The 13,598-nt window shown below is 75.3% G+C and carries 11 protein-coding genes; 4 read left to right on the top strand and 7 right to left on the bottom strand.

Translation table 11 applies throughout. From position 1 onward, the window contains the following. The first annotated feature begins 12 nt into the window (after positions 1–12). Positions 13–3,609, top strand: a complete 3,597-nt coding sequence (gene cobN / locus BKA00_RS13770; protein ID WP_230299029.1) for a cobaltochelatase subunit CobN — start codon at positions 13–15, stop codon at positions 3,607–3,609. On the opposite strand, the gene BKA00_RS13765 is transcribed toward cobN, so the two are convergent. Genes BKA00_RS13765 through BKA00_RS13740 form a run of 6 tightly spaced genes read right to left on the bottom strand, consistent with a single transcriptional unit; the run spans position 3,564 to position 9,121 of the window. Beyond that, positions 3,564–4,895, bottom strand: coding sequence for a cobyrinic acid a,c-diamide synthase CobB (locus BKA00_RS13765; protein ID WP_230299039.1), 1,332 nt, complete (start codon positions 4,893–4,895; stop codon positions 3,564–3,566). The genes cobN and BKA00_RS13765 overlap by 46 nt on opposite strands. Beyond that, the gene (gene cobO, locus BKA00_RS13760) at positions 4,892–5,494 is read right to left on the bottom strand and encodes a cob(I)yrinic acid a,c-diamide adenosyltransferase (RefSeq protein WP_185025265.1); all 603 of its coding nucleotides are present in this window, start codon (positions 5,492–5,494) and stop codon (positions 4,892–4,894) included. Before cobO ends, BKA00_RS13765 begins: the two co-directional genes overlap by 4 nt. A gap of 1 nt (position 5,495) precedes the next feature. After that, a complete protein-coding gene (locus tag BKA00_RS13755) occupies positions 5,496–7,574 on the bottom strand; it encodes a VWA domain-containing protein (protein ID WP_185025264.1) in 2,079 nt (692 codons plus the stop codon). Continuing rightward, entirely contained in the window at positions 7,571–8,107 is a 537-nt protein-coding gene (locus tag BKA00_RS13750) for a histidine phosphatase family protein (protein ID WP_221493146.1), read from the bottom strand. The genes BKA00_RS13755 and BKA00_RS13750 overlap by 4 nt, the downstream gene beginning before the upstream one ends. Before the next feature lie 19 nt (positions 8,108–8,126). Beyond that, positions 8,127–8,927, bottom strand: coding sequence for a CbtA family protein (locus BKA00_RS13745; protein ID WP_185025263.1), 801 nt, complete (start codon positions 8,925–8,927; stop codon positions 8,127–8,129). A gap of 8 nt (positions 8,928–8,935) precedes the next feature. Beyond that, positions 8,936–9,121 carry a CbtB domain-containing protein gene (locus BKA00_RS13740; RefSeq protein ID WP_179835852.1) on the bottom strand — a complete coding sequence of 62 codons (186 nt, stop codon included), beginning with the start codon at positions 9,119–9,121 and terminating at the stop codon, positions 8,936–8,938. Positions 9,122–9,457: 336 nt separating this feature from the next. On the opposite strand from BKA00_RS13740, the gene BKA00_RS13735 reads away from it, so the two are divergent. Both BKA00_RS13735 and BKA00_RS13730 read left to right on the top strand, forming a co-directional pair. After that, positions 9,458–10,366 (top strand): class I SAM-dependent methyltransferase, encoded by a 909-nt coding sequence (locus BKA00_RS13735; RefSeq protein WP_185025262.1) that lies wholly within the window; start codon positions 9,458–9,460, stop codon positions 10,364–10,366. Positions 10,367–10,410: 44 nt separating this feature from the next. Further along, positions 10,411–11,256, top strand: coding sequence for an LLM class F420-dependent oxidoreductase (locus BKA00_RS13730; RefSeq protein WP_185025261.1), 846 nt, complete (start codon positions 10,411–10,413; stop codon positions 11,254–11,256). 89 nt (positions 11,257–11,345) lie between these two features. On the opposite strand, the gene BKA00_RS13725 is transcribed toward BKA00_RS13730, so the two are convergent. After that, a complete protein-coding gene (locus BKA00_RS13725; RefSeq protein ID WP_268248237.1) occupies positions 11,346–12,134 on the bottom strand; it encodes an SAM-dependent methyltransferase in 789 nt (262 codons plus the stop codon). A 128-nt stretch (positions 12,135–12,262) separates the two neighbouring features. Here BKA00_RS13725 and BKA00_RS13720 point away from each other — a divergent pair, with 128 nt between their 5' ends. Then, a complete protein-coding gene (locus BKA00_RS13720) occupies positions 12,263–13,594 on the top strand; it encodes a cytochrome P450 (RefSeq protein ID WP_185025259.1) in 1,332 nt (443 codons plus the stop codon). Positions 13,595–13,598: the final 4 nt, after the last annotated feature.

Below are 13,598 nucleotides of genomic sequence, written 5' to 3'. Positions count from 1 at the left end.
GGAGGATGCGCCGTGCCCGAGCACAGCCGCACGGTCCTGTTGCTGTCGACGTCCGACACCGATCTGCTGAGCGCCCGCGCGTCCGGCGCCGCCTACCGGCTCGGCAACCCGGCGCGGCTCACCGCCGCCGACCTGCCCGGGCTGACCGAGGGCGCCGACCTCGTCGTGGTGCGGCTGCTCGGCGGCCGGCGCGCCTGGGAGGACGGCCTCGACGCGCTGCTCGCGGGCCCCCGGCCGGTCGTCGTCCTCGGCGGCGAGCAGGCCCCCGACGCCGAGCTGATGGAGCTGTCCACGGTCAGCGGGGGCGTGTGCGCCGAGGCGCACGCCTACCTCGCGCACGGCGGGCCCGCCAACCTCGCCGAGCTGCACGCGTTCCTGTCCGACACCGTGCTGCTGACCGGGCGCGGCTTCGCGCCGCCGGCCGCGGCGCCGGCCTGGGGGCGGCTCGACCGCGCCGCCCGCGACGGCGGCGGGCCCGTGGTCGGCGTGCTCTACTACCGCGCCCACCACATGGCGGGCAACACCGCGTTCGTGGAGGCGCTCTGCGCGGCCGTGGAGGACGCCGGCGGGCGCGCCATGCCGGTGTTCTGCTCGTCGCTGCGCACCGCCGAGCCCGACCTGCTGGACACGCTCCGCCAGGCCGACGCGCTGGTGGTGACCGTGCTCGCGGCGGGCGGGTCGCGGCCCGCGACGGCCGGGGCGGGCGGCGACGACGAGGCGTGGGACGTGGGCGCGCTCGCCGCGCTGGACGTCCCGATCCTCCAGGGCCTCTGCCTGACCACGAGCCGGTCCGACTGGGAGGGCTGCGACGACGGGCTGTCCCCGCTGGACGCGGCGTCGCAGGTCGCGATCCCCGAGTTCGACGGGCGGATCATCACCGTCCCGTTCTCGTTCAAGGAGGTCGACGAGGACGGGCTCACCGTCTACGCCGCCGACCCCGAGCGGGCGGCCCGGGTCGCCGGGATCGCCGTCCGGCACGGCCGCCTGCGGCACACCCCGGCCGCCGCCCGCCGCCTCGTCGTGATGCTGTCGGCGTACCCGACCAAGCACGCCCGCGTCGGGAACGCCGTCGGCCTCGACACCCCGGCGAGCACCGTCCGGCTGCTCGCCCGGCTCCGCGGCGCCGGGTACGACCTCGGGGAGGGCTTCCCCGGCGTCGACGAGCAGGACGGCGACGCCCTCGTCCACGCGCTCATCGCGGCGGGCGGACAGGACGAGGACTGGCTCACCGAGGAGCAGCTCGCGGGCAACCCCGTCCGCATCTCCGCCGCGTCCTACGAGCGCTGGTACCGCACCCTGCCCGCCGACCTGCGCGAGGGGATGGAGCGGCACTGGGGCCCGCCGCCGGGGGAGCTGTTCGTCCAGGACGGCGACATCGTCCTCGCGGCCCTGCGCGCCGGGAACCTCGTCGTCATGGTGCAGCCGCCGCGCGGCTTCGGGCAGAACCCCATCGCGATCTACCACGACCCCGACCTGCCGCCCAGCCACCACTACCTGGCCGCCTACCGGTGGCTGTCGGACGAGTTCGGCGCGCACGCGATCGTCCACGTCGGCAAGCACGGAAACCTGGAGTGGCTGCCCGGCAAGGCGGCGGGGATGTCGGCGTCGTGCGGCACCGACGCGGCGCTCGGCGACGTCCCGCTGGTCTACCCGTTCCTCGTCAACGACCCCGGCGAGGGCACGCAGGCCAAGCGCCGCGCGCACGCCGTCCTCGTCGACCACATGGTCCCGCCGATGGCCCGCGCCGAGACCTACGGCGACATCGCCCGCCTCGAACAGCTCCTGGACGAGCACGCGACGATCGCCGCGATGGACCCGGCGAAGCTGCCCGCGATCCGCGCCCAGATCTGGACGCTCATCCAGGCCGCCAAGCTCGACCACGACCTCGGCCTGGACGACCGCCCGCACGACACCGAGTTCGACGACTTCCTCCTGCACGTCGACGGCTGGCTGTGCGAGGTGAAGGACGCGCAGATCCGCGACGGCCTGCACGTCCTCGGCCAGGCGCCCACCGGTCCGGCCCGCGTCGACCTGGTGCTGGCCATGCTCCGCGCCCGCCAGATGTGGTCGGGGCGCGAGACGCTGCCCGGCCTGCGGGAGGCGCTCGGCCTCAGCGAGGCCGGCGGCGAGTCGCTCGCCGACGTGGACGCCGCCGAGGCCGCCGCCCGCGCCCTCGTCCAGGCCATGGAGGACGCCGGCTGGGCCGTGGACGCGGCGCGGGAGGCCGCCCGGGACGTTCCGGCGGGGAACCGCGAAGCCGTGACGCGGATCCTGGAGTTCGCCGCCGCGGAGATCGTCCCGCGGCTGGCCCGGACGACCGACGAGCTCGACCACGTCCTGCACGCCCTGGACGGCGGCTACGTCCCGGCGGGCCCGAGCGGGTCGCCGCTGCGCGGCCTCGTCAACGTCCTGCCGACCGGCCGCAACTTCTACTCGGTCGACCCGCGCGCCGTCCCGAGCCGCCTCGCCTGGGAGACCGGGCAGGCGATGGCCGACTCGCTCCTGGAGCGCTACCGCGCCGACCACGGGGAATGGCCGCGCTCGGTGGGGCTGTCGGTGTGGGGGACGAGCGCGATGCGCACCGCGGGCGACGACGTGGCCGAGGTCCTCGCGCTGCTCGGCGTCCGCCCGGCCTGGGACGAGGCGTCCCGCCGCGTCACGGCGCTGGAGCCGGTCCCGCTCGCCGATCTCGGCCGTCCGCGCATCGACGTGACCGTCCGCATCAGCGGCTTCTTCCGGGACGCGTTCCCGCACGTCGTCGCCATGCTGGACGACGCCGTCCGGCTCGTCGCCGGGCTGGACGAGCCGGACGCCGACAACCACGTCCGCGCCCACGTGCGGGCCGACCGGGAGCGGCACGGCGACGAGCGGCGCGCCACGATGCGCGTGTTCGGGTCCGCGCCGGGCGCGTACGGGGCCGGGCTGCTGCCGCTCATCGACAGCCGCAACTGGCGCGACGACGCCGACCTCGCCGAGGTGTACGCGGTGTGGGGCGGCCACGCCTACGGCCGCGACCTCGATGGGGTGCCCGCCCGCGCCGACATGGAGAGCGCCTACCGGCGGATCGCCGTCGCCGCCAAGAACGTCGACACCCGCGAGCACGACATCGCCGACTCCGACGACTACTTCCAGTACCACGGCGGCATGATCGCCACCGTCCGCGCGCTGACCGGCCGGGCCCCGGAGGCCTACGTCGGCGACAGCACCCGCCCGGACGCCGTGCGCACCCGGACCCTCTCGGAGGAGACCGCGCGGATCTTCCGGGCCCGCGTGGTGAACCCGCAGTGGCTCGCCGCCATGCGCCGGCACGGCTACAAGGGCGCGTTCGAGCTGGCCGCGACCGTGGACTACCTGTTCGGCTACGACGCCACCACCGGCGTCATGGCCGACTGGATGTACGACAGGCTCACCGCCGCCTACGTCCTGGACGAGGAGAACCGCGCGTTCATGGCGGAGTCGAACCCGTGGGCGCTGCACGGCATCGCCGAGCGGCTGCTGGAGGCGGCCGAGCGCGGCATGTGGGAGCACCCCGACCCGGCGGTCCTCCAGGGGCTCCAGGAGGTCTACCTCAAGACGGAGGGCGACCTGGAGGACGACACCAGCCGCTGAGCCGCCTGCGGGGACCCCGCCCAGTGCAGGTGCAGGTAGGAGGCGGTGATCCGGTCGTCGCCGTACCCGTCGCGGCCGTCCCGCCACCGGAACAGCGGTCCGGCATCGGTATCCAGCGCGGTCCGGTGGAACTCGTGGCCGTGGAACCGCTCGCCCGGACGGGTCAGCGGCGATTCCGCCACCGCGACCGCCTCCCGGTAGCCGAGCGTCAGCCGGGAGGTCATCCGCGCGCGGCCCGGCACCCGCCCGCACATCGCCCGCCCGTCGAGTTCCTCGCACAGGTAGAGGAGCCCGGCGCATTCGGCGGCGATCGGACCGGGGAACGCCGCGACCTCGGCGAGCATCGGCGCGTTGGCTGCCAGCTCGGCGGCGTGCACCTCCGGGAAGCCGCCCCCGATGACGAGCGCGCCCGCCCCGTCCGGCAGGGCCTCGTCCCGCAGCGGGTCGAACACGGCCACCTCGGCGCCCGCCGCGCGCAGCAGCTCCACGTGCTCGGCGTAGGAGAAGGTGAACGCCGCCCCGCCCGCCACCGCGACGACCGGCCGGCCCTCGACCGGCGCGACCTGCTCGGACGGGTCCCACGCGGGCCCCGGCAGCGGGGGAGCGGCGGCCGCCAGGCGGAGCAGGGCGTCCAGGTCGCAGGAGCGCTCCACCAGCGCGCCGAGCCGCTCCACCGCGCCGACGGCCTCCGAGCCCCGCTCGGCCGCCGGGATCAGCCCGAGGTGGCGGGACGGGGCCACGACGGCGTCGTCCCGCCGGATCGCGCCGAGCACCGGCACGCCCGTCGACTCCAGCGCGCCGCGGCACAGCTCCTCGTGCCGCTCCGACCCGACCCGGTTGAGGACGACGCCGCCGATCCGCACGCCCGGCTCGAACGTCGCGAAGCCGTGCACGAGCGCCGCCACCGACCGGCTCTGCCGCGCGGCGTCCACGACCAGCACCACCGGCGCCGCGAGCAGTCGCGCGACGTGCGCCGTGGAGGCGAACCCGGTGTCGCCACGCCCGTCGAACAGGCCCATCACGCCCTCGACCACCGCGACGTCGCAGCCGGCGGCGCCGTGCAGGAACAGCGGCGCCACCCGTTCCTCACCCGTGAGCCACGGGTCGAGGTTGCGGCCGGGCCGTCCCGCCGCGAGCGCGTGGTAGCCGGGGTCGATGTAGTCGGGGCCGACCTTGTGCGGCGACACGGCGAGGCCGCGCGCCCGCAGCGCCGCGATCAGCCCGGTCGCCACGGTCGTCTTGCCGCTGCCGGACGCCGGCGCGGCGACGACCAGCCGGGGGATCACCACTCGATGCCCCGCTGGCCCTTCTGCCCGGCGTCCATCGGATGCCGGACCTTGCCCATCTCCGTCACCAGGTCGGCGGCCTCGACCAGCCGGCCGGGCGCGTCCCGCCCGGTGACGACGACGTGCTGGGTACCCGGGCGCGCGGTGAGGGTCTCGACCACGTCGTCCAGGTCGAGCCAGCCCCACTTGAGGGGGTAGGTGAACTCGTCGAGCACATAGAAACGGTACGTCTCGGCGGCCAGGTCCCGCTTGATCTGCGCCCAGCCCTCGCGGGCGTCGGCCGCGTGGTCCTCCTCGCTGCCGGGGCGCTGGATCCACGACCAGCCCTCGCCCATCTTGTGCCAGGCGACCGGGCCGCCCTCGCCGCTCTCCCCGAGCACGCGCAGCGCCCGCTCCTCGCCGATCCGCCACTTGGCCGACTTCACGAACTGGAACACCCCGACCGGCCAGCCCTGGTTCCAGGCCCGCAGCGCCATCCCGAACGCCGCCGTCGACTTCCCCTTCCCGGGGCCGGTGTGGACGATCAGCAGGGGCCGGTTGCGGCGCTGCCGGGTGGTGAGGCCGTCCTCGGGGACGGACACGGGCTTTCCCTGGGGCATCTCAAGCCGCCTTTCCGCCGCGCCCGCGGTGGGCGCGGACGATCCCGTCGAGGTCGCCGAGCGGGACGAGCCGCGCCCCGAGCCGGGCCGCGAGCCGTCCCGCGAGGCCGAGCCGGACCGGGCCGTCCTCGCAGTCCACGACGATCCCGGCGGCGCCGGCCAGCAGCCGGGCGGCCCGGTCCACGTCGCCTTCCGCGGTCGCCCGCCCGTCGGTGACGACCACGAGCAGCGGCCGCCGCGCCGGATCGCGCAGCCGTTCGGCGCGCAGCACCTCGGCGGCGCGCGCGAGCCCGGCGGCCAGCGGCGTGCGGCCCCCGGTCGGCAGGGCCCGCAGCCGCGCCGCGCCCGCCTCGACCGACGACGTCGGCGGCAGCGCCAGCTCGGCGGTCCGCCCCCGGAAGGTGACCAGGCCGACCTTGTCGCGGCGCTGGTAGGCGTCCAGCAGCAGGCTGAGGACGGCCGTCTTCACCGTCGTCATGCGGCGCCGCGCGGCCATCGAGCCGCTGGCGTCCACGACGAACAGCACGAGGTTCCCCTCGCGGCCCTCGCGGACCGCCTCCCGCAGGTCGTCCGGGCGCAGCACGAGGCCGGCGCCGGACCGGCCGCGCGCCCGCTGCTGCGGCGCGGCGGCCAGCAGCGTCGCCACCACGTGCGGGTCGCGGACCCTCGCGGCCGGGCGCCGCGCCCCGGTGACCCGGCCCCGCGCCGTCCGCGACCGCGACCGCCGTCCCGCGGCGCCCTCGCCGACGCCCGGCACCTCCAGCAGCGGCACGGCGTGCGGCGCGGCGGCCGCCGCGACCCGCTCGCCGCCCCCGCCGCCGGGCCGCTCGTCCTGCGCCGGGCCCGCGTCCTGCTCTGGGCCCGCGTTCTGCGACGGACCCGCGTCCGGGGAGGAGCCCGCGTTCTGTTCGGGGCCCGTGTTCCGCGACGGTCCCGCGTCGTGCGGTGAGTCCGCGTTCCGCTCGGGGCTCGCGTCCTGTGACGCGGCAGGGCCCCGCCGCCCTCCGTCCTGCGGCGGGGACGGGGGCTCGCCGCCGCCCCCGCCGCCGTCCGGGGGAGGAGCATCGGGGGAGGTGCTGTCGAGCAGCTCGTCGAGCAGCGACTCGTCCAGTCCGGGGGCGTCGAACGGGTCCCGGCGGCGGCGGTGCGGCAGCGACAGGCGGGCCGCCGCGCGCACGTCCTCGCCGGCCACCTCGCCGCGTCCGTGCCAGGCGGCGTGGGCGAGCGCCGCGTTGGCCGTGACCAGGTCGGCGCGCAGACCGTCGACCTCGAAGCCCGCGCACACGGCCGCGATCTGCTCCAGCCGCTCGTCCGGCAGCCGGACCCCGGCGAGCCTCTCCCGCGCGGCCGAGATGCGCTCCGCCAGCTCCGCCTCGGCGTCCTCCCAGCGCGCGGCGAACGCGGCGGGGTCCGCCTCGAACGCCAGCCGCCGCCGCACGACCTCGGCCCGTTCCCTCGGGTCCCGCGACGCCCGCACCTCGACCGTCAGCCCGAAGCGGTCGAGGAGCTGGGGACGCAGCTCGCCCTCCTCGGGGTTCATCGTCCCGACCAGCAGGAACCGGGCCGCGTGCCGCACCGACACCGACTCGCGCTCCACGTAGCAGGTGCCGAGCGCGGCGGCGTCCAGCAGGAGGTCGACCAGATGGTCGTGCAGCAGGTTCACCTCGTCCACGTACAGGACGCCGCGATGCGCCGCCGCGAGCAGCCCCGGCTCGAACGCCTTGACGCCCTCGGTGAGGGCCCGCTCGACGTCCAGCGACCCGGCGAGCCGGTCCTCGGAGGCGCCCACCGGCAGCTCCACCAGCGCGGACGGCCGCCGCTCGGACGGGCCGCCCGGCTCGTGCGGCCCGTCCGGGCAGGACGGGTCGGGCGCCGCCGGGTCGCAGGCGAACCGGCAGCCCGGCACCGCGTCCACGGCGGGGAGCTGCGCGGCCAGGGCCCGCACGATCGTCGACTTGGCGGTTCCCTTCTCGCCGCGCACCAGCACGCCCCCGACGCGCGGCGAGACGGCGTTGAGCAGCAGCGCCAGCTTCAGATCGTCCAGCCCGACGACGGCGCTGAACGGATAGGCGGTGTTCACACCTGGACCTTCCGGTTGACATGGGCGACCCGCCAGCCGCTCCCGGCGGCGGCGAGCCTCGTGGTGGACAGCGGCGCGAGGTCGATCCGGTCGGCCGCGAGGACGCCGGCGCCGAGCGCGTGGGCGAGCGCCGCCCGGATCACGCCCGCGTCGCAGACGGCGATGCCGGACGGGCGGCCGCCGAGCCACGCCGCGACCCGCGCCGCGAGCGCGGACCGGCTCTCGCCGCCGTGGGGCGCGGCGTCGGGGTCGGTCAGCCAGGCGGCCAGCGCGTCCGGATCGGCCTCCGCGAGGCGGAGGCCCGCCCAGGAGCCGTGGTCGGCCTCGGCGAGCGCCGCGACCGGGCGGGCGTCGAGGCCGAGCGCGGCGCAGGTCTCCCGGGCGGCGCGGGCGGGCGACGTCCACGCCGCCCCGTCCGGCAGTGCACCGGCCAGGGCCCTCGCCCTCGCCAGGCCCGACGGGTCGGCGGCGGGGTCGGCGGGGAAGCGGGCCTGCCGCATCCCCGCCGACGTCGCGTGCCGGACGAACAGCACGCCGGTCAGGGCGGCCCGCTCACGCCGGCGCTGGGGCGCGGGCGGCCCGGTCGCAGAACCACCCGAACAGGGTCCCGAAGGACGCCCAGAACACCAGCTGCGTCCCGAGCGAGGTGATCCGGAACTGCCACAGCAGCGTGGCGGGGAACCCGTCCGGCACCTCGTCCACGGCCGGCAGCAGCAGCGACGCCACCGCCACCGGGACGACGAACGCCAGGACGGCCGCCGGCCACCGCGCCCACGGCCCGCCGCGCACGCCGCGCACCGTGGTCACCGCGATGGCGGTGGACAGCAGCCCGACCCCGATCATCGCCAGGTACAGCAGCGTCCGGGTGTTGATCGTCTCCGGGTCGCCCACCGCGGGCGGGTTCGCCGGATACTTCAGGAACGGCACGACGATGACGGCGGCGAAGGCCGTCCCGGCTGTGGCGAGCGCCAGCGCGGCGTCCGACCGCGGTCCGACGCGTCCCCGCAGCCCCGCGAAGGCGAGCGAGAACACGCCGCCCACCGCGAGGCCGTACAGCCCCGTGGCGAGGAAGAGCCCGGCCTTCTGCGTGCCGCGACCCACCTCGTCGCCGTGCTCGTGTGTTCCGGACTCCTTCCCGTGTGTTCCGGCCCTCTGTTCGGGTGTTCCGGTTTCGTGCCCGTGCGTTGCGGACCCGGGCTCGGCGGCCGCGCCGTGCTCGTGCACGGCGGCGGCCTTCTCCAGAGCGATGGCGTCGTCGATGCGGGGTTCGCCGACCGCGAAGGCGAAGACGCCCGCGACGAGACCGGCCAGCAGGCCCAGAAGAAGGCCCCTGACCAGCAGGGTGCGTACCATGCGGCGGTCTAGTGGCAGGGCACGCCGAGCAGGTGCCGCCCGTCGTGCATCAGCTCGTGGAGGTAGCCGCCGGTCTGCGACACGGCGCCGTTGTCCATCAGGACGAGGTAGCCGAGCAGCAGCAGCGCGGGCACCGCGAGCAGCCAGGGAACGAGGTGGGAAAGGGGGATGTGGCGAGCCGACAGCGTGCTCACGGAGCCTCCGTAGGGGATCTTGCGCGTCCCGGACAATGAGGTCGCGATCACCCGAGCGACCTGGCTCCCGGGATCGTCGTCCCGGATACAGTGGCGCGTCCGCACCGGCATCTCACCGGATTTCCCTCGGGCAACCGTGAATCAGCCGAACGCTACGGGCCCCTCGATCGCCCTGTCAACAGCGAGCCCCCGCCCCCGCACCGCCCGTGAAACCGGATACATGGCCAGCAAGGGGCCGAAATCCGGCTTGTTGCCATGAAGAGCGACTCACCTATCATGGCGATTTTCGTCTCGCGTCCCCCCGCTGTCGAGAACGACGACGTAGGAGCTCCCCGCATGATGACCCAAGAGACCGGCCCGCCCTCCTCCCTCGACGAGGTCAGGGGCTGGTTCCCGAAGATCGACCAGCTGCTCTTCACCTGGTTCCTGGAACGCCAGGAGAGGCTCGGTGAGCGCGGCGACCTGGTGGAGCTCGGCTCCTACCTCGGCAAGAGCGCCATCCTGATGGGCCGCCACCTGCGGGAGGGTGAGACCTTCACCGTGTGCGACCTGTTCGACAGCGACGCCCCGGACGACTCCAACCAGGCGGAGATGCGGGGGTCCTACTCCAGCCTCACCCGCCGGGCGTTCGAGTCGAACTACCGCGCCTTCCACGACCGGCTCCCGGAGATCGTCCAGGGCCCGACCTCGCTGATCCTGGACCACGTCCAGCCGGAGACCTGCCGGTTCGTGCACGTGGACGCGTCCCACCTGTACGAGCACGTGCACGCCGACATCCAGGCCGCCCACGTGCTGCTCCCCGCCGGCGGCCTCATCGTGTGCGACGACTACCGGTCCGAGCACACCCCCGGGGTCTCCGCCGCGGTGTGGGAGTCGGTGGCCACCGACGGCCTGCGCCCGATCTGCGTCACCACGCAGAAGCTCTACGGCACCTGGGGCGACGCCGACGCCGTCCAGGACGACCTCCTGGACTGGCTGGCGGCGCGGGACGACGCCTGGCACGAGGTCCAGCAGGTCGCGGGGCGCCGGCTCGTCCGCGTCAAGGGCAGGGGGGCGACGCGTCCGCCGAACGAGGTGGGCCGGCTCAAGGAGCGGCTCGCGCGGGCGGACAAGCGCCTCGCCCGCGCGGAGGACAGGCTGGCCCGCGCGCGCGGCGAGCTCGAGGCCGTCCGCGGCTCGGTCAGCTTCCGGCTGGGGCGGGCGGCCACCGCCCTCCCGCGCGCCCTGCGCGGCCGCCGGCCGTAGCCCGCCCTCGGCACGACGATAGAACGCGTTCTAGTATCGGCCGCATGCGACACGGCATCGTGCTCTTCACCAGTGACCGGGGCATCACGCCCGCCGCCGCCGCGCAGGCCGCAGAGGAGAACGGGTTCCACACCTTCTACGTCCCCGAGCACACGCACATCCCGGTCCGGCGCCACGCCGCGCACCCGGGGACGGGCGACGAGACGCTGCCCGACGACCGCTACACGCGCACGCTCGACCCCTGGGTCGCGCTGGCGTCCGCGGTCACCGTCACCTCGACCATCCGGCTCGCGACGGCCGTCGCGCTGCCGGTGGAGTCGGACCCGATCACGCTCGCCAAGACCGTCGCCTCGCTCGACCACCTGTCGGGCGGCCGGGTCACGGTCGGCGCGGGCTTCGGGTGGAACACCGACGAGCTCGCCGACCACAACGTGCCCGCCGACCGGCGCCGGACGGTGCTGCGCGAGTACGTGGAGGCGATGCGGGCGCTGTGGACGCAGGAGCAGGCCTCCTACGCGGGGGAGTTCGTCTCGTTCGGGCCGTCCTGGGCGTGGCCGAAGCCCGTGCAGGCCCACGTCCCGCTGCTGATCGGCGCGGGCGGCGGCCCGAAGACCCTCGCGTGGATCGCCGCCCACGCCGACGGCTGGATGACCACCCCGACCGAGCGCGACATCCTCCCCAAGGTCGCCGCCCTGCGCGCGGCCTGGGCGGACGCCGGGCGCGCGGGCCGGCCCGAGGTCTGCGTCCTGGCCGCGGCGCGCCCCTCGGCCGAGGACGTCGCCGCCTGGGAGGAGGCGGGCGTCACCGAGATCATGTGGGGGCTGCCGGACCGGCCGGCCGGCGAGGTGGTCGCCTTCCTGTCCCGCCACGCCGCCCGTCTCGGCCTGTGATGCGGGCGGAACGGCGCATTCCCGAGGGCCTTTAATCTATTTTGTCGGACTCGTCCGAAATGCCGGAGACAATGGCGCGGACGCGCCGGTCAGCGCTTTCGGCCGACCCCCGCATAGCACCATTGCCGGTCGGCGCTGGGCGGCACGGCCGTCCCCGGATCGGGGCGCCACATCGACAGGGTGGTGAGGCCGGGCTCCACGAGCTCGAAACCGTCGAACAGGCCCGTGACCTCCGCGCGGCTGCGCAGGGTGATCTGGTACGTGGCCCGCTCGTACACCGCGCCCGCGTGCCGGACCCTCCTGTCGGCGTCGAAGTCGCCGGTGACGTGCGACACCGCGAGGTGGCTGCCCGGGGCCATCGCCTCGCGCAGGCGCGCCACGATCCCCGGCGGGTCGTCGCCGTCGCCGATGAAGTGCAGCACGGCCAGCATCAGCACGGCGACGGGCCGGTCGAAGTCGATGAGCCTCTTCAGCTCGGGGTTCCCCAGGATCTCGTCCGGACGGCGGGCGTCGCCCTGGATGACGGTCACCCCCGGCGTCCCGGCCAGCAGCGCCCGCCCGTGGACCAGCACAACGGGCTCGACGTCGACGTACACGACGTGGGAGTCCGGCGCGACCTGGTGGGCGATCTCGTGCACGTTGCCCTGGGTGGGCAGGCCCGAGCCGATGTCGATGAACTGCCTGATCCCGGACTCGGCGAGGAAGCGCACCGCCCGCCGCAGGAACGCGCGGTTCTGGCGGGCCATGAAGGGGGTGTCGGGGGCGTGCTTGACGACCTCCTCCACGGCCTCCCGGTCCGCGGCGTAGTTGTCCTTTCCACCCAGAAGGTAGTCGTACATCCGCGGGACGTTCGGCGTGTGCGGATCGACGGTGTCCAGCGTCCTCTCCCCGGTTCGCGGCGTCGCGACTTCCGGCCTGGGAAATGTCGCGAAGTTACCCGGGACATGTAAGCATTGCGATCAACTCGGAAACAACCGAAACGACGATGCCGACGCGGAGGGCGCGAATGCGAAGCGACGCCGGAACCCCATCGCCGATCCCCGGTCCGCCCACGCGGGACGACGGGGCGGCGGCCATCGCGGAAGCCGGCGGGCTGCACGAGTACCAGCTGAGGCTGCACGCCGAGTACGGGCCGGTGGTGCGGTTCCCGCTGCCCGGCGCCGGGTCGGCGGTGTCGGTGGCCGACCCGGTGCTGCTGGAGGCCACCGCCAAGATCAACAAGCGGCCGGAGAAGCTGTTCGAGTTCCTCGCGCCCCTCCAGGAGTCGGGGAACCTCCAGACGATCCCGGCCGACGAGCACGGCCCCTGGCGCCGGGTCATGCTGTCGGTGCTGGCCGGCCGCCCCTCCCACGAGGCGCACTTCGCCCGCTTCACCGCGCTCGCCGCCGAGATGGCCGACCGGTGGGAGGCGCACGACGGCCCGGTCGCGCTCCAGCGGGACCTGAGCGAGCTGTCGCTGCGCATGATCTGCCAGTACGCGCTCGGCAGCGGTCTGGAGTCCCCGGACTCGGCCGCGCGGGTCGTGTCCGCGTTCGAGACCGTCCTCACCGAGTACATGGGGCAGGCCGGGGGCGAAACGGGCGGCCGCGCGCGGGAGGCCCTGGCCTACCTGCGCGCCACCGTCGACCAGGTCCTGACCGCGCACCGCGAGCGCGGCGACTCGGCGCCGGCCGGGCGCAGCGACCTGATCGCCGCACTGGCGGAGGCGGGCGAGTCCCCGGCGCGCATCCGCGACACCGTCCTGATGACGATGCTCGCCGCCCACCACACCACCGGCGTCGCCATCTCCTGGACGCTGTACCTGCTGGCCCGGCACCCGGACGCCGCCGAGCGAGTCGCCGAGGAGCTGGACCGCGAGCTCGGCGACCGGTCCGTCCCCGAGTACGGCGACCTCAGGCGGCTGACCTACCTGGACATGGTGCTCCGGGAGACCATGCGGCTGTACCCGCCGGGACCCTACGGCGCGCGGGAGGCCACCGAGGACATCGAGCTCGGCGAGTACACCGTCCCGGCCGGGACGACCGTCTTCTACCCGTTCTGGGCCGTGCACACGAACCCCGAGTACTGGCCCGACCCGCACCGGTTCGACCCCGGCCGGTTCGCGCCGGGTGCGGCGGCGGGCCGCCCGCGCCTGGCCTACATCCCCTTCGGGATCGGCCCGCGCGGCTGCGAGGGCGCCGCGCTCGCGACGGTCGAGGCGCAGCTCGTCCTGGCCGTCCTGCTCAAGCGCTTCGCCTTCCGGCCGGTCCCCGGCCAGACCGTGACGCCCATCGAGCGCTTCGTCCTCTGGGCCGCCGAGGACATCCACATGACCGTCACCCCGCGCGAGTCCGCCTGAGCCG

It is taken from the genome of Actinomadura coerulea (assembly GCF_014208105.1).
Classification (GTDB): Bacteria; Actinomycetota; Actinomycetes; order Streptosporangiales; family Streptosporangiaceae; genus Spirillospora; species Spirillospora coerulea.
Note: the sequence above shows the minus strand (reverse complement) of the source record. Positions and strands in the feature narration are given on the sequence as shown.